We start from the raw sequence: 14,918 nt of genomic DNA on the forward strand, positions 1-14,918 counted from the left end.
CAGGGTTCTGCGGTCTCGGCCTATTTCGCTGCCCTTTCGGCCAGCAGTTGGAATTCGAGATCGGTGTCGGCGGCGCGGCGAAGGTCGTGCGCGCACCGATGCGCGAGCCGGCGGATCCGGGCCGAGTCGGTGCTCACCGGGAACTCGGCGCTGATGCGGACCACCGGGCGTCCGGACACGGTGCGGGTGGCCGCCTTCGCCGACGTCACCGCAGGGTGGTTACCCAGATCTGCCGCCGCCGCATCGGCCAACCGAGCCAGATCGACGGCTCCGTCGTGGGCGGTCGAGACCGTCCGCACCGAACGCGGCCGCAGGTGCGACAGGGTCAGCCACGCACCGATCAACAGCAGGACCACGCCACCGGCACCGAGCGCCAGCGACCACAGGTGCCACTCGGTCGCGCGTCCGAGCGCGGCGGGGTCGATGCGCGCCGCGGCATCCCTGGCCACGGCGACATCGGCGCCGTAGCCGATCACCCATGCCGCACCGGTCAGAATCAGCACGGCCACCAGTGCCGTGAGCACACGGTCCATTACGCGCAGTGACGTGCTCATCGCACACTCCCCCCGTCATCCCCGAAGTCCTGTTCATCGATCCATTGCCGTTGTCGGCCGCGCCGAACCCAGACGAACTCGTCGACCGGTTCGTGGGTGCGCTTGCGCGGCTTCAGCGCAGTGATCAGCAAGACCACCCCGATGAGCGCCGCCGCGACCGCGGCCGGCCAGCTCCACCACTGCCAGTGCGCGTCGGCCAGTGCCGAGAGCACGGGCGCGATCCACGGGTCATCGGGTGTCAGTGCGTCCCGCAGGGCCACCGCGCCGAGGGCCATCAGCAGGACTGCGACGAGCACGCCGCAGTAGGTGGCGCCGGCGATCCGGCGCGGAGCGAAGCGGCGTGACGCGGCACCGACGGAATCGGGCACCGGGACCTCGGCACAAGCATCCGAGTAGGCATCGGCTACCTGGGCCGGTGTTCGATCCGATTCGACGCGGGTGATGGTCACCTCGACCCGGTCCGGGTGCTCACCGAGCGTGGTGGCCAGTTCGCGCACCACCGCCGAGCGTGCCGAGGCCAGCACCGAGGCACTGTCGACGGGCCATGCCGCGGCGATCTGGACATCCACGCCCGACGTGTGATCGGCGATGGTGACCGAGGGCAGAGTCCGCCCTGGCACCATCGTGCGGTGGGCCACCACGCCCGGCGTGGCCAATACGGCACGTTCGATCACGCGTTCGCGCACCCGGTCGTCGATCAGCGTGCGCCCGCGGGTGGTCGGCTCCGCCACTCGCGTCACCGCCTCGCTCGTCATGGTCAGCTCCCCGACCTGCGACCGAGCGCGGTCAGATCGATGGTGCCGTCGAGGTGGGCACCGATGGCGGCACCTGCGGCACCGAGCACCAGGGCCAGCAGAAAGCCGATCAGCCCGCCGGTCACCGCCGCGATGGCCACCAGCAGGCCCGCGAAAAGCCCTGGTATCACATACTTCTGAGTCATTGCCTTCTCCTCTGAGGTTTAAGTCCGACGGCCTTGATCACGGAGCCGCCACATCTCCCACCACGATCTCCACCGGCACCCCGGCGGCGGTGCTCGCCACCTGCTGCACCCGGGTGGCGGTGTCGAGCAGGTTCCCCCGTAGCGCAAGGACGACGTGAACCTTGCCGTCCTGGGGGCCCAACCGGATCCCGCCGACCGTGCGGCCGGGCAGATACGTGGTCGGGACGCCGGGGCCGGAATGCAGGCCGACCACACCGTCGACGGCGGTCACCGCCGCGACGACGCGATCGACCCGCTCACTCGCGGCGCTCACTGGACGCGGGGTTGCGCGTCGGCCGCGATCTCCTCGCCGTTGTCGTCATCGGCGAAGTGCACGTCGTGCACGGTGATGTTGACCTCGGTCACCTCGAGGCCGGTCATGTTCTCGACCGCGGAGATCACGTTGTTGCGGATGCCGTCGGCGAGGTCATGGATGGCCACCCCGTACTCGGCGACGATGCCAATATCGACGGCCGCCTGACGCTCGCCGACCTCGACATTGACGCCCTGGGTGAGGTTCTGGGTACCGGGCAAAGTCTCGCGCAGTTTCCCCACCACCCGCGCAGCCTGGCCGCCGAGGTCGTAGACGCCGTCGACCTCGCGGGTCGCGATGCCGGCGATCTTGGACACGACGACGTCGGCGATGGTGGTCACGCCATGGTCGGAAGCCAACTTCTCCAACTCCTTGCCTGCGCTGTCCGTCTTGGCTGCGGAGCTGACCTCACGGGACGGTGTTGCGGTGGTCATGCGAGTCTCCTTCACGAGTTCCTCCAGCTCGGAACGTTTGTCCGGCTCATATGCTTAGTCGCGCCCGGGAGCGTGAAGCGCACGCACGGGAGACGTAGAACACAGCGGGTTTGAAATGTGCGCCAAATGGACAACTAGTGCGAGGTGCTCGACTCGCTGCCCGATGAGACGCTCGCCCGACGCGCTCAGCGGGGTGATTCGGCAGCGTTCGACGTGTTGGTCGTCCGCCACGCGCCGGCGTTGCTGAAGTTTGTCAGGCAAACGTATCCGGAGTCCGGCGACTGCGACGATATCGTCCAGGAGACCTTCATCGCCGCATGGAAGGCATTGCCCAACTTTGCATTCCGTTCTGCGTTCCGAACGTGGCTGTACTCCTTGGCGTCTCGCAAGACCGTCGATGCGATGCGCCGCCGGCGACCACAGAACGATCTGGACTCGGCACCGGAGACGCCCGACTTCCGACCTGGCCCCGGCCAGCGGGCCGAGCACGCCGCATTCTTGACGGCCCTGAATCGCGAACTGGCCAAGCTGCCCTACCCGGCGCGCGCCGCGTGGTGGCTCCGCGAGGTCTATGACCTGCCGGTGGCCGAAATCGCCACGGTGCTGCACACGACCGAGGGTTCGGTCCGGGGATTGTTGCAGCGCACCCGGAAACGTCTGGCCACCACACTGGAGGAGTTCCGACCATGAGGACGACCGGCCGGTTTTACAGTGGTGCCTCGGTGCGCAACACTGGAGACGATATGAGCACGGCAGCGCGGGACGATTACGAAGCCACCGCCGAGGCGGCGGCCTGGATCGCCGATGCCACCCGCCGATTTGCCGGTCTGCGCGAACCGGAGGCCGAGAGCGACACCCGTTGGGCCGAAACCAGTTCGGCTCTGTCCGAATTGAGAAGTGGCATTACCCAACGTATTTCGGCGTTGCCGCGACGAGGCAAGCTGATCCGGACCGCACGCAAGGGCATCGGCGTCACACATATCGCGTTGGCCAAGCTGCTCACCTGGGCGCTGGCCGAACCGGCGGCCGAGGTCGCCGCAGCCGTCGCCGATGTCGAACTCTGCGTCCAGGACGATGTCCTGACCGCCGTCCACATCCACCTCATCGGCATCGGCGCCGAGCCGCGACGACACACCTATCTGCAGGATGGTGATTCGCTGCGCCGCGATGCGGCTGTGGTGCTGCGCCAGACGATCGGTGTCGACACCGCCGAGATCACCGCGACCTGGGATGACGTGGTCGTCACCGGTCGGTGACACCGTGTTGGAATGGGCACGTTGAACCGGGTGGCGGCTTGCGACCCGCACCGGTGAGCTAGCGGCAACAGTTAGGGTCGAGCACCGAACACAGTGCGATCAAGGACTCATGGCGGGCGCGGTGATAGACATTCATTCCGCGCCGCTCCGACTCGACGAAGCCCGCTCGCCGCAATTGTGACAGGTGATGACTCACAGTCGATTCCGACAGCTCCACCGCAGCCGCCAGGTCACAACTGCACACTTCGCCCTCGCTGCTACTGAACAGCAATGACATCAATTTCACCCGCACCGGATCGGCCAACGCTTTGAGGCGCAACGCGATCTCCAACGCCGCATCGTCGTCGACCGGGCCGGCGGCGACCGGCGAGCAGCAGACCGGCGCGGATACGTCGATGGTCGGCAGCGCTTTCGGCATGAACCCATCCTGCCACACCTTATTGACAAATATCGAAGAGGTGGAAGGATCGGCTACGCCGGTAGTTCGACATAAGCCACAAAGGTAGGAGGCGGTCATGTCCCGCGCCCAACTCGCCCTCAACGTCGATGACCTCGATCAGGCCATCACGTTCTACTCCAAACTGTTCAACACATCCCCGGCCAAGGTGAAACCGGGATACGCCAACTTTGCGATCACCGAACCTCCGCTGAAACTCGTGCTCATCGAGAACCCCGGCCACGGCGGAACGATCAACCACCTCGGCGTCGAAGTCGAATCCAGCCAGGCCGTCCACGCCGAAATCGCCCGCCTCACCGACGAGGGCATGTTCACCGAAGAGGAAATCGGTACCACCTGCTGTTTCGCCACTCAGGACAAGGTGTGGGTGACCGGCCCGGCAGGTGAGAAATGGGAGGTCTACACCGTGCTGGCCGATTCCGACACCTTCGGCACCGGCACGAGCGCACCGGTCACCGATGGCAGCGGGGCAGGCACCTGCTGCACCGCCGACAGCGCATGACATCCAGAACCGATGCCGGCAGCGAATCGGTCGTCGTCGGGAAACTCTCGAAGCTCGACCGATTCCTTCCGGTCTGGATCGGTGCCGCCATGGTCGCAGGTCTACTGCTGGGCCGGCTGATTCCCGGCGTCAACACCGCCCTCAACAGCGTTCAGGTGCAGGGTATTTCGGTCCCCATCGCCCTTGGCCTGCTGATCATGATGTACCCCGTGCTGGCGAAGGTCCGCTTTGACCGGCTGGACACCGTCACCGGCGACCGCAAGCTGTTGCTGAGTTCCCTTGTCCTGAACTGGTTGATCGGTCCCGCGCTGATGTTCGCGCTGGCCTGGCTACTGGTCCCCGACCTGCCCGAATACCGCACCGGGCTGATCATCGTCGGCCTGGCACGCTGCATCGCCATGGTCATCATCTGGAACGACCTGGCCTGCGGTGATCGGGAAGCCGCGGCCGTGCTGGTCGCGCTCAACTCGCTGTTCCAGGTCGTCATGTTCGCCGTGCTGGGCTGGTTCTACCTGTCGGTGCTACCGGGGTGGCTGGGCTGGGACACCGCGTCCATCAACGCCTCACCGTGGCAGATCGCCCAATCTGTCCTGGTCTTCCTGGGCATCCCCCTGCTGGCGGGCTATCTGTCACGGCGGATTGGTGAGAAAGCCAAAGGCCGCACCTGGTACGAAACCCGATATCTACCGAAGGTCGGGCCGTGGGCACTCTACGGCCTGCTGTTCACCATCGTCATCCTCTTTGCACTGCAGGGCGAACAGATCACCAGCCGCCCGGTCGACGTGGTGCGCATTGCCGCTCCCCTGCTGGTCTATTTCGCCGTCATGTGGGGCGGTGGATACCTGCTCGGAGCCGCGCTCGGACTGGGTTATGAGCGCACCACCACGCTCGCGTTCACCGCAGCCGGCAACAATTTCGAACTCGCCATCGCCGTGGCCATCGCCACCTACGGCGCCACTTCCGGCCAGGCGCTCGCCGGGGTGGTCGGCCCGCTGATCGAAGTACCGGTCCTGGTCGCCCTCGTCTACGTATCCCTGTTCCTGCGCAAGCGCTTCTGGCCCCAGACGAAAGCACCGACCACATGAGCGACACCAGACCCGCAGTCCTGTTCCTCTGCACCCACAACGCAGGGCGCTCGCAGATGGCCATGGGTTTCTTCCGCCATCTCGCCGGGGACCGGGCGGACGTGTACTCGGGTGGATCAGAACCCGCCGCCACCGTGAACCCGGCCGCCGTAGCCGCGATGGCCGAAAAGCACATCGACATCTCCGGCGAGCGGCCGCAGCGGTGGACCCACGACATCGTCGAAACGGTGGATGTCGTGGTCTCCATGGGCTGCGGGGATGAATGCCCCTACATTCCCGGCAAGCGTTACGAGAACTGGGAACTCACCGATCCGGCCGGCAAGGACGTCGACGCGGTTCGTCCCATCCGCGACGATATCGAACGCCGCGTTCGAGAGCTCCTCGACGAACTCGGTGTCCACCAACGGATCTGATCCGCCGGCGGCCAGAGACCAACTGCGGTAGATACGGCTACGAGCGAGTGACGGGATTCGAACCCGTGTAAACGGCTTTGCAGGCCGGTGCCTAGCCACTCAGCCACACCCGCAGCACCGCTCAATCTGCCACCGACGGCGACGAGGTCACAGAGTTGCGCTCGCCGTGATCGTTACTTCCTCGATCTCCGGTCACCCCCGTCGCGCCGTCGTTCTCCCGACCCACCGGACGCTCCGAGGACCGAATCCCCGGTTCGACGGCGCTGGCCTCGGTGCGACTCGGCTCCCGGCCCATCGCCGGACGGTCGGTCTTGTCCGCTGAGCTGTCGTCTGCCGACGACCGACTCGAGGGCCTGGTGAGCTCCGCCCTGATCGACGCCTCGGATGGCTCGGACTCCGCGCGCGTCGGGGTGGTCGTCGGGGTGGTCTCGGCCTCCTCGGTGTCGGTGGACGCCGACGGATCAGCGGCCGGTTCGAGAACCGGTTCCAGCGCCGGGATTTCGACGACGGGCTCCTCCACCACCGGCTCCTCGATGACAGGCTCCTCCACCACGGGCTCGTCGACAACAGGCTCGTCGACCACAGGCACGTCCACTTCCGGGACTTCCTCGACAGGCGCTTCGACAACGGGTTCGACGACGGGTTCGACGACGGGTTCGACGACAGGCTCTTCCAGAACAGGTTCGCCGACAACGGGATCCGCCGACAACGGATCGGTCACCGGTTGGACACCCACCCCACCAACGGTCTCCTCGACGGCGACGGGCAGTTCGGCCGACACCGCCTCGCCCAGCGGTTCGGTGACCGCAGCGCCGAGCGACCGCGGGCTGTCGAGCGCCTCCGGTCCGTCGACCTCCGCCGGCACGTCCGTTCCAACTTGTTCGTCCGCCATGGCCCGCATGCCCGCGCCCACACCGACCGGTTCGGTCGCGGTGCTCGCACCGGAAAGCCCGCCGAGGATCGACCCGAGCAGGTTGGTGACCGCCGAGACCACCCCGGCCACCAGATTCGGCACGAAGCTCAACACCTGGGTCACCACGTGCTGAATGAGTTCCAGCAGCGAGCCCAACGGATTCGACGGGTTGCCCGGATTACCCGGCGAGCACCCGTCCAGACAATCGATCAGCCGCTGGAAGTCACGCAGCGCCTCGGGGCTGCCCTTGAAGTTGCCGTATTCGTCGAACAATCCGAAGAAGCGTTCGTCGCCAATGGCATTCATATCGTCTTTGGTCGTGTACATGAAGATGGGACCGCCGCCGGAGAACGCTTGCCAGGCATTCAGCAGATCGGTGATGAACGCCAGCTGCTTTTCCGGGGTGACAACGCTGGTCGGCAGACCGTATTCACTGATCCAGATCTTGAGTTGTTCCTCGCCCGGTTGCTGATGCTGATCCATCAACTCGCGGATCTTCTGGATCTGGAACAGCGGCATCAGTTCGCGCCAGTCCAAGTCGCCCTGCTCGGAGAATTTGGTGTCGAAATTGTAGGGGTGAATCGAGATCGCATCGAAGAACCCGTCGGCGCCGGCGGCGTACATCGCCTCCACGAAGTCGACGGCGTTCATCGTGGCATCGCCCCAGGTGAGAGTGGCGCTGACGACGGCGCCGACCACGGTGATATCCGGACTGACCGACTTGAGCGAGGTGTAGGTCGCCTGCAACAGCCGGGTGTACTCGACCGGGTCGATGGGGTTCCAGAAGAACGATGCGTTCGGCTCGTTCCACACCTCGTAGGCGGTGATCTTGTCGCGGTACCGATCGGCGACGGCGGCCGCGAAGTCGGCGAAGTCCTGCACATCGGACGGATGCCCGCTGCCGGTCGGGCCGTCGGTCGCCCAGTCGGGCGACCATTGCAGGACACCGAGGATGCCCATTCCCCGACGGTCCGCCTCGTAGACGATCTGATCGAGCTTGGCCCAGTCCAGGTCGGCCGCCCAGTCGACCGGAGCACCCATGGGGTCGGTGGGTTGGACGAAGATCCACGGCACCAGCAGCCGGACGTTCTTCACCCCGAGCGATTCGATCAGGTCGAGATGCTCGATCACCTGCTCGAGGTTGTCGGTGAAGTAGATGTTCGAGTCCGCCATGCCGACGGTCGACGGTGACTCGACTATCGCAGCGACATTGACGACCTCGTGAGCAACCACCCGATGGGTCGCGGGGATAGCAAATTGACTGCCGGTGGCCGCAACCAACGAAACGGTTGCGATGCCAATAACGATTCGGTTGGTAAAAGTGCGTACCAATCGAACACCTCGACCCCACATGTGACCACCCAGCTCTCCAGTAATGGCGTCGAACCTGCAGAGATCGACAATGCAGGGAAATTAGCCGACTGGACCGCCTTTCGCGCAACTTACTCAAAAGTAATGTGAGAATTACTCAGTGGTACATAACTGGACCAGTTGACAGCAAATAATTTTCACGTCGGTAATTTTCATGATTTCTCCGCGGGCGGAGATTCTGGCAAATGTGACAATAACTAGCCCTGCTGCGGCGCCTATGCCGCCGAGGGTCACAGGAGACGCAATAGTCCAGTTGGGAGCAGGCTTCCCAGAAACATCAACGGTTGACCGCCGCCACAGCAGAACTCAGCCGTACCATCACCCACTCTCCAGCTAAGTCCGCCACCGCTGTGCGTCCGGTGCGGGCAAAGTCCGCTCCCGGGTGTGGACAACGAGTGCCGATACCGGACACGGTGCCACTTCTCGACACCTGTCTTGAGATGTGAGATGCCGCCTCAATCGCGGATGCGTCGGTCCCGTCGGGTGGCGCGCCAGGCCGCGACGACGGCCACACACGCCAGCACCGCGAACACGATGAACAGCACCCGGGCTGCGTGCACGTCGTCGGTCGCGGAGTGGTTGACGACGACGCCCGCCAGCCCGGCCCCGAACGCACCGCAGATCAACTGGACGGTGTTGATGGCCGCGGCCGCGACGGGCCCCTCCGCCGGATCGTCGACACCGCCCATGGCCCACGCCGACAGATGGGGCCAGGCCATCCCGATCCCCGTTCCGGTGATCACCAACGCCGCCACCCACAACCCGACCGACCAACCCGCCATCGACTGCTCGACCATCACCGCCGAGCCCACCAGACCGACGACCATCACCACCGGCGAGGCGACCACGATCCGCACCACGACCGCGCGGCGATCGGCCGAAGCGCTCAGGATCTCGCTGACGGTCCAGCCCACGGCCAGTGCCACGCCCAGAAAGCCGGCCGCCAACGGCGCCAGATGTGCGAGCCGCTGACCGAACAACGGGACATACATGTCCACCATGGTCGAGGCCATCAACAGACCCAGCGTGAGATACATCCATTTCAGCGGCCCGCGCCGGAAGGCCGTGCGCGGCAGGACCGAGTGACCCGTCGCCGGGTTGGCCGCCGCCAGCGCCGCCCGGCGATCAACCACGATGAACGCACCGATCAGCGCCCCACTCAGCGCGAGGATCAGACCGGTCATGAGTAGGTCGGACGCCAGACCTGCCACGCTGACCAGCAGGGCCGCGGCGCCCAAGAGCACCAGCGACCAGATCGGAACCCTGCTTGCCGCCGGCCGATCACCGCGGGTGCGTCGGGGCAGCGATATCGGCACCAGTGCCGCGATGACCGCGGTCAGTATCACCAGGGCGCCGAAAGCCCAACGCCACGAGGCGAACTGGGCGAACATCCCGCCGGCTGCCGGCCCCAGGAGCGTCCCGACACCCCACATCGCCGATACCAGCGCCGAGGCTCGCGTCCACAGCGCCTGCGGTAACGCGGTGTTGATCACCGCGTAGCCCAGCCCCGCCAGTAGGCCGCCGGCCCCGCCCTGAACGGTGCGGCCCACCAACAGCAGTTCCATCGTCGGCGCCAACGCACAGGCGATACCGGCCAACCCGAAGACCGTCAACGCGCCGAGATACGCCGACCGCGGGCCGAACCGCGCCAGCACCGCGCTGACGGTCGTCGCAGCGGCCACCGAAGCAACCAGGTAGACCGTCATGACCCACGCATAGAAGCGCTGCCCGCCGATCTCGGCGACGGCGCTGGGCATCAGGCTGATGGTCAGGAACTCGTTGGTGGCATACAGTGCCACCCCGCCGGCCAGAACCGTCGATACGCCAAGGTGTTTCGGTCCGAGCAGCGCGCGCCAGCTGCTGCTGCTCGAGATACGGGTGTCGGTCACCACGCCAACTTAGAAGCTCAACCGCGGTTGAGTTCAAGTCGGCATCGCGCGACGGTCGCCACTCCCCTACTTCAGGCCTGCGGCATCCATGCCGCGCAGCTCCTTTTTCAGGTCCTGGATCTCGTCGCGGATTCGCGCCGCCAGCTCGAACTGCAGATCACGCGCGGCGGTCATCATCTGCTCGGTCAGATCCTTGATCAGATCGGCGAGCTCGGCGCGCGGCATATTCGCCGTGTCACGCCCCTCCACGATGCCGGCGCTGACGGCGCGCCCGGGCTCACCCTGCGCACGCCTGCCGCGCGAGGAGTTGCGGCCCGACCCACCGACCTCGACGTTCTCGGTATCGTCGGCCTCGCGATACACCTGGTCGAGGATGTCGGCGATCTTCTTGCGCAACGGCTGCGGGTCGATGCCGTGGGCCTCGTTGTAGGCGATCTGCTTGGCCCGGCGCCGCTCGGTCTCGTCGATCGCCTCTTTCATCGAGTCGGTGATCTTGTCGGCGTACATGTGTACCTCGCCGGACACGTTGCGCGCGGCACGGCCGATGGTCTGGATCAGGCTGCGCGGTGACCGCAGGAATCCCTCCTTGTCGGCGTCGAGGATTGCCACCAGCGACACCTCGGGCAGATCCAGGCCCTCACGAAGCAGGTTGATACCGACCAGCACGTCGTACTCGCCGAGCCGCAACTGCCGCAGGAGCTCCACACGACGCAGGGTGTCGACCTCGGAGTGCAGATACCGCACCCGGATACCCATCTCCAACAAATAGTCGGTGAGGTCTTCGGCCATCTTCTTCGTCAGCGTCGTGACCAGCACGCGCTCGTCGCGTTCGGTGCGCAACCGGATCTCGCCGATCAGATCGTCGATCTGGCCCTTGGTCGGTTTGACATGCACCTGCGGGTCGACCAACCCGGTCGGGCGGATGACCTGCTCGACGAACTCACCGCCCGCCTGGGCCATCTCGTAATTGCCGGGCGTGGCCGACAGATACACCGTCTGGCCGATCCGCTGGGCGAACTCCTCCCAGGTCAGCGGCCGGTTGTCGACCGCCGACGGTAACCGGAACCCGAAATCGACGAGGTTGCGCTTGCGCGACATGTCGCCCTCGTACATGCCACCGATCTGCGGCACCGTGACATGGGACTCGTCGATGACGAGCAGGAAGTCCTCGGGGAAGTAATCGATGAGGGTGGCGGGGGCCGTGCCCGCACCACGGCCGTCGATATGCCGCGAATAGTTCTCGATTCCCGAACAGAACCCGACCTGCTTCATCATCTCCAGGTCGTAGTTGGTCCGCATCCGCAGTCGCTGCGCCTCCAACAGCTTGCCCTGGCCCTCCAGCTCGGCCAGCCGCTCCTCGAGCTCGGCCTCGATGCTGGAGATCGCCACGGCCATCCGGTCCGGCCCCGCGACATAGTGGGTGGCCGGGAAGATCCGCACCGAATCGACCTTGCGAACCACATCACCGGTCAGCGGGTGCAGGTAGTACAGCGCCTCCACCTCGTCACCGAAGAACTCGATGCGAATGGCCAACTCTTCGTACGCGGGGATGATCTCGACGGTGTCCCCACGCACCCGGAACGATCCACGGGTGAACGAGATGTCGTTACGGTCGTACTGCACATCGACCAGCAGCCGCAGCAGGCCGTCGCGGGGCACATCATCGCCGACCTTCAGCTCGACCGAGCGATCCAGGTAGGACTGCGGAGTGCCCAAACCGTAGATGCAGGACACCGAGGCCACCACCACGACATCGCGCCGGGACAGCAGGCTCGAGGTCGCCGAGTGCCGCAGCCGCTCGACATCGTCGTTGATCGAGCTGTCCTTCTCGATATAGGTGTCCGTCTGGGCGATGTACGCCTCGGGTTGGTAGTAGTCGTAGTACGACACGAAGTATTCGACGGCATTGTGCGGCAACATTTCCCGCAGCTCATTGGCCAACTGGGCGGCCAAGGTCTTGTTGGGTGCCATCACCAGCGTCGGCCGCTGCAACCGCTCGATCAGCCAGGCCGTCGTCGCCGATTTACCGGTGCCGGTGGCGCCGAGCAACACGATGTCACGCTCGCCGGCGCGGACGCGGCGTTCCAGATCATCGATGGCTGCAGGCTGGTCACCCGCCGGTTGGTACTCGCTGACCACCTCGAACTTGCCACCCGAGCGCACGATGCCGTCGACGGCGTCGGCGGCAGGCCGGTATTCCGACTGCGCCAGCACAGGGTGTTCGGTAGCAAAAGCCATATCTCCAGATTAAGCGCGGGTACCGACAAGTTCATTCCCCGCGATCGCCCGGGCCGCGCTACCGTGACGCGGTGTCCGAACCCGCGCGCATCACCCTGCGACTCCATGGACCGATTCTGCTGGTGGGAGGCGTGGGAGGCGCGGTCGCGCGGGTCGCGAGCCGGCCGCTGACGCCCGACCCGCCCCATCTGCGGCGAGGACGCTGATATGCACCCGCCGAAACACGAATACTTCGACCTGTGCGCCGGCACCAACACCGATCCGAAGGGCATCGTGCGTGATGTCGACGTGTTCGACGTGCGCCCCTGGGGCCTCTACATGGCCCGACCCGCCCCGGGGCGAGACCAGTTCCACTACCTGGAGTCGTGGCTGCTGCCGGCGCTGAACCTGCGCGCCACCATCTTCCACTTCAACCCGGGCCACGAACGCGACCAGGACTTCTACCTCGATATCGGGGACTACACCGCCGGCGTGGACGGTTGGTCGGCCGAAGACCACTATCTCGACCTGATCGTGCGCACCGGCCGCGAGGTGGTCCTCACCGACACCGACGAGCTGATCGCCGCGGTGTGTGAGCGGCTGGTGACCCCAGCGGTCGCGGAGCGCGCCATCACCGTCGCCACGGCGACCATCGACGGTTTGGCCCGCAACGGCTATGACCTGGACCGCTGGCTGGCCGGGCACGGTGTGGTGCTGACGTGGCGGGCGTAAAGTCACCATCATGAGTGTTCGCAGGCACGCCGCGGTGCTCGCTGCCACGGCAGCGGGGCTGCTGCTGGCAGGACAGCTCCTTCCGGCTTCGGCGGTTGCCGAGCCCGACGCCGAACAGCCCCAGCCGGCGGCCACCGACCCCGCCCCGGCGCCGCTGCTGCACAACATCACCTACCGCGCGCGGGCCGACGGCACCTCGCGCGGCGCGATCGTGGCCTACAAGGCCGACGATCAGAACGTCAACAGCGAGCAGCCGACTCTGCTGCCGGGCCAGACGTTCGAGGTCAACACCGTGATGACCGACCCGAAACTGGCGGGCCTGGAGCTGTCCATCGAATGGCCGTACGGGTCCAACCTGCACTGCGAGATCCTGGTCGATGATCAGATCGTCGCCCAGGCCGACCAGTTCATCGCGCCGCGGCTCTTCCGGCCCAAGGACGATCCGCTGTACGGCACGATCCAATGCGGTGCGCCGCTGAACGATCCGGCCTCCGGTGCCGCGGCCGCCGGTGTGCCGGCGCTGCCCGGCTACCCCGGACAGCCCGCCGCACCTCCGCCGCCGGCCTGAGAACTCAGCTGCTCCAGCCGGTGCTCTTCGCCCACTCAGCGGCGCGGCGGTAGGCGTCGAGGAACCACGGCTCCTTGGCCTCGGCGTAGTCCGGCACCGTCAAGGCATGCCGCTTGGCGGCCAGATAGTCCTGGCGCACACCGGGGTTGGCCCGCAACCAGTCGACGAACAACAGCGCGAACTGCTGATTGGGCCACCCCTGCACCCGCAGGTGCACATTGGTCGCCCTTCCGGGGTCGGCCGAGGCGTGAAAACGCTTGCGCCACAACGAGTGATCGTCACTGTGCGCGGTGTCCGCGTCGAGACCGTCCACCCTGGGGTAGCCGGCCGTGCGCAGCGCGTCGGCCAGTTCGTCGGCGACCTCCAATGACGGGACCGTCACCTGGATGTCGATGACGTCCTTGGCATCCATCCCGGGGACCGCGGTCGAACCGATGTGATCGATACGCGTCGCGCGATGCCCGCAGGCCGTGTTCAACCGGGCGAGGATCCGCTGCGCCTGATCCGGCCAGCTCGCGTCGTAAGGCACGACCGCGGCATCGCGCCGGGCGGGACGACCCGCCTCCAGATTGTGCGCGAACGGCAGGATGCGCTCATGCCACAGGCCGCGGGCCTGCTCGACGAGCGCACCAGGTGAACCGGAGTTGTCCAGCCAGATATCGGCCACCTTGCGGCGCTGTTCTTCGGTCGCCTGCGCGGCGATGCGGGCCCGCGCGTCGGCCTCGGAGAAGCCGCGATACTCGATGAGCCGGGCGACTCGCAGTTCGACATCGGCGTTGACGATGATGACCAGCGGGAACAGCGGCGCCATCTGCGACTCCACGAGCAGCGGGATGTCCTCGACGATGACGGCGTCCTCGGAGGCGGCGGCGATCAGCTCCGAACGACGGTGTGCCACCAACGGATGGACGATGCCGTTGAGCGTCTTGCGCTTGTCCTCGTCGCTGAACGCGACGGCGGCCAGCGCGGGACGATTCAGGGCGCCGGCATCGGGCCCGTCGGCGTGCAGGATGTCATGGCCGAACGCGTCGACAAGGGCGGCCAGCCCCTCGGTGCCGGGTTCGACGACCTCGCGGGCGATGACGTCACCGTCGACGATGATCGCGCCCAGCTCGCTGAAGGTCGAGGACACCGTCGATTTGCCGGCGCCGATACCGCCGGTCAGTCCGATACGAAGCACGCCCCACAGTCTGTCAGGGCCCCGCGAGCAGACGCAAAAGTGCCGAAAACTGGGC

At 66.1% G+C, this 14,918-nt stretch carries 18 protein-coding genes and 1 tRNA gene; 8 read left to right on the plus strand and 11 right to left on the minus strand.

The annotated features are described in order from the left end of the window. Positions 1-20: 20 nt before the first annotated feature. The 5 genes from FBY28_RS03390 to FBY28_RS03410 are packed head-to-tail and all read right to left on the minus strand — an operon-like array spanning position 21 to position 2,280. Positions 21-554: a hypothetical protein gene (locus FBY28_RS03390; RefSeq protein WP_141864251.1), complete on the minus strand. Its 534-nt coding sequence runs from the start codon at positions 552-554 to the stop codon at positions 21-23. Continuing rightward, positions 551-1,309, minus strand: coding sequence for an Asp23/Gls24 family envelope stress response protein (locus FBY28_RS03395; RefSeq protein ID WP_141864253.1), 759 nt, complete (start codon positions 1,307-1,309; stop codon positions 551-553). The genes FBY28_RS03390 and FBY28_RS03395 overlap by 4 nt, the downstream gene beginning before the upstream one ends. Positions 1,310-1,311: 2 nt before the next feature. Next, the gene (locus FBY28_RS03400) at positions 1,312-1,494 is read right to left on the minus strand and encodes a DUF2273 domain-containing protein (RefSeq protein WP_141864255.1); all 183 of its coding nucleotides are present in this window, start codon (positions 1,492-1,494) and stop codon (positions 1,312-1,314) included. A gap of 37 nt (positions 1,495-1,531) precedes the next feature. Then, positions 1,532-1,807: a hypothetical protein gene (locus FBY28_RS03405; RefSeq protein WP_141864257.1), complete on the minus strand. Its 276-nt coding sequence runs from the start codon at positions 1,805-1,807 to the stop codon at positions 1,532-1,534. Beyond that, entirely contained in the window at positions 1,804-2,280 is a 477-nt protein-coding gene (locus tag FBY28_RS03410; RefSeq protein WP_141864259.1) for an Asp23/Gls24 family envelope stress response protein, read from the minus strand. Before FBY28_RS03410 ends, FBY28_RS03405 begins: the two co-directional genes overlap by 4 nt. 144 nt (positions 2,281-2,424) lie before the next feature. Here FBY28_RS03410 and FBY28_RS03415 point away from each other — a divergent pair, with 144 nt between their 5' ends. Continuing rightward, positions 2,425-2,970: an RNA polymerase sigma factor gene (locus tag FBY28_RS03415; RefSeq protein ID WP_141864261.1), complete on the plus strand. Its 546-nt coding sequence runs from the start codon at positions 2,425-2,427 to the stop codon at positions 2,968-2,970. A gap of 53 nt (positions 2,971-3,023) precedes the next feature. Continuing rightward, positions 3,024-3,536, plus strand: coding sequence for a hypothetical protein (locus FBY28_RS03420; protein WP_141864263.1), 513 nt, complete (start codon positions 3,024-3,026; stop codon positions 3,534-3,536). A gap of 58 nt (positions 3,537-3,594) precedes the next feature. Here FBY28_RS03420 and FBY28_RS03425 read toward each other — a convergent pair whose 3' ends face one another. Beyond that, positions 3,595-4,053 (minus strand): Rv2640c family ArsR-like transcriptional regulator, encoded by a 459-nt coding sequence (locus tag FBY28_RS03425; protein ID WP_286177702.1) that lies wholly within the window; start codon positions 4,051-4,053, stop codon positions 3,595-3,597. On the opposite strand from FBY28_RS03425, the gene FBY28_RS03430 reads away from it, so the two are divergent. Genes FBY28_RS03430 through FBY28_RS03440 form a run of 3 tightly spaced genes read left to right on the plus strand, consistent with a single transcriptional unit; the run spans position 4,052 to position 5,993 of the window. After that, entirely contained in the window at positions 4,052-4,495 is a 444-nt protein-coding gene (locus FBY28_RS03430; RefSeq protein WP_141864265.1) for an ArsI/CadI family heavy metal resistance metalloenzyme, read from the plus strand. The genes FBY28_RS03425 and FBY28_RS03430 overlap by 2 nt on opposite strands. Then, positions 4,492-5,580 (plus strand): ACR3 family arsenite efflux transporter, encoded by a 1,089-nt coding sequence (arsB, locus tag FBY28_RS03435; protein WP_141864266.1) that lies wholly within the window; start codon positions 4,492-4,494, stop codon positions 5,578-5,580. The genes FBY28_RS03430 and arsB overlap by 4 nt, the downstream gene beginning before the upstream one ends. After that, positions 5,577-5,993: an arsenate reductase ArsC gene (locus FBY28_RS03440; protein ID WP_141864268.1), complete on the plus strand. Its 417-nt coding sequence runs from the start codon at positions 5,577-5,579 to the stop codon at positions 5,991-5,993. The genes arsB and FBY28_RS03440 overlap by 4 nt, the downstream gene beginning before the upstream one ends. A gap of 42 nt (positions 5,994-6,035) precedes the next feature. Here the strand turns inward: FBY28_RS03440 and FBY28_RS03445 are convergent. Together FBY28_RS03445 and FBY28_RS03450 are read right to left on the minus strand one after the other, a co-directional pair. After that, positions 6,036-6,106 (minus strand) — tRNA-Cys (locus tag FBY28_RS03445). Positions 6,107-6,114: 8 nt separating this feature from the next. Continuing rightward, entirely contained in the window at positions 6,115-8,079 is a 1,965-nt protein-coding gene (locus tag FBY28_RS03450) for a cellulase family glycosylhydrolase (protein ID WP_160145458.1), read from the minus strand. 48 nt (positions 8,080-8,127) lie between these two features. On the opposite strand from FBY28_RS03450, the gene FBY28_RS25715 reads away from it, so the two are divergent. Continuing rightward, a complete protein-coding gene (locus FBY28_RS25715) occupies positions 8,128-8,367 on the plus strand; it encodes a hypothetical protein (protein ID WP_160145459.1) in 240 nt (79 codons plus the stop codon). 365 nt (positions 8,368-8,732) lie between these two features. Here the strand turns inward: FBY28_RS25715 and FBY28_RS03455 are convergent, their stop codons facing one another. Together FBY28_RS03455 and uvrB are read right to left on the minus strand one after the other, a co-directional pair. Continuing rightward, positions 8,733-10,166 carry an MFS transporter gene (locus tag FBY28_RS03455; protein ID WP_174241531.1) on the minus strand — a complete coding sequence of 478 codons (1,434 nt, stop codon included), beginning with the start codon at positions 10,164-10,166 and terminating at the stop codon, positions 8,733-8,735. A 66-nt stretch (positions 10,167-10,232) separates the two neighbouring features. Further along, entirely contained in the window at positions 10,233-12,404 is a 2,172-nt protein-coding gene (gene uvrB, locus FBY28_RS03460; protein WP_023985943.1) for an excinuclease ABC subunit UvrB, read from the minus strand. A gap of 207 nt (positions 12,405-12,611) precedes the next feature. Here uvrB and FBY28_RS03465 point away from each other — a divergent pair, with 207 nt between their 5' ends. Together FBY28_RS03465 and FBY28_RS03470 are read left to right on the plus strand one after the other, a co-directional pair. Next, entirely contained in the window at positions 12,612-13,115 is a 504-nt protein-coding gene (locus FBY28_RS03465) for a ribonuclease FAU-1 family protein (RefSeq protein WP_141864274.1), read from the plus strand. A gap of 10 nt (positions 13,116-13,125) precedes the next feature. Further along, entirely contained in the window at positions 13,126-13,683 is a 558-nt protein-coding gene (locus tag FBY28_RS03470) for a hypothetical protein (RefSeq protein WP_174241532.1), read from the plus strand. Between the two features lie 4 nt (positions 13,684-13,687). On the opposite strand, the gene coaE is transcribed toward FBY28_RS03470, so the two are convergent. Beyond that, complete coding sequence (gene coaE, locus FBY28_RS03475) at positions 13,688-14,863, minus strand: dephospho-CoA kinase (protein WP_141864276.1); 1,176 nt, start codon at positions 14,861-14,863, stop codon at positions 13,688-13,690. Positions 14,864-14,918 lie beyond the last annotated feature (55 nt).

Origin of the sequence: Arthrobacter sp. SLBN-53, assembly GCF_006715585.1 — a bacterium.
In the GTDB taxonomy this organism is placed as follows: domain Bacteria; phylum Actinomycetota; class Actinomycetes; order Mycobacteriales; family Mycobacteriaceae; genus Mycobacterium; species Mycobacterium neoaurum_A.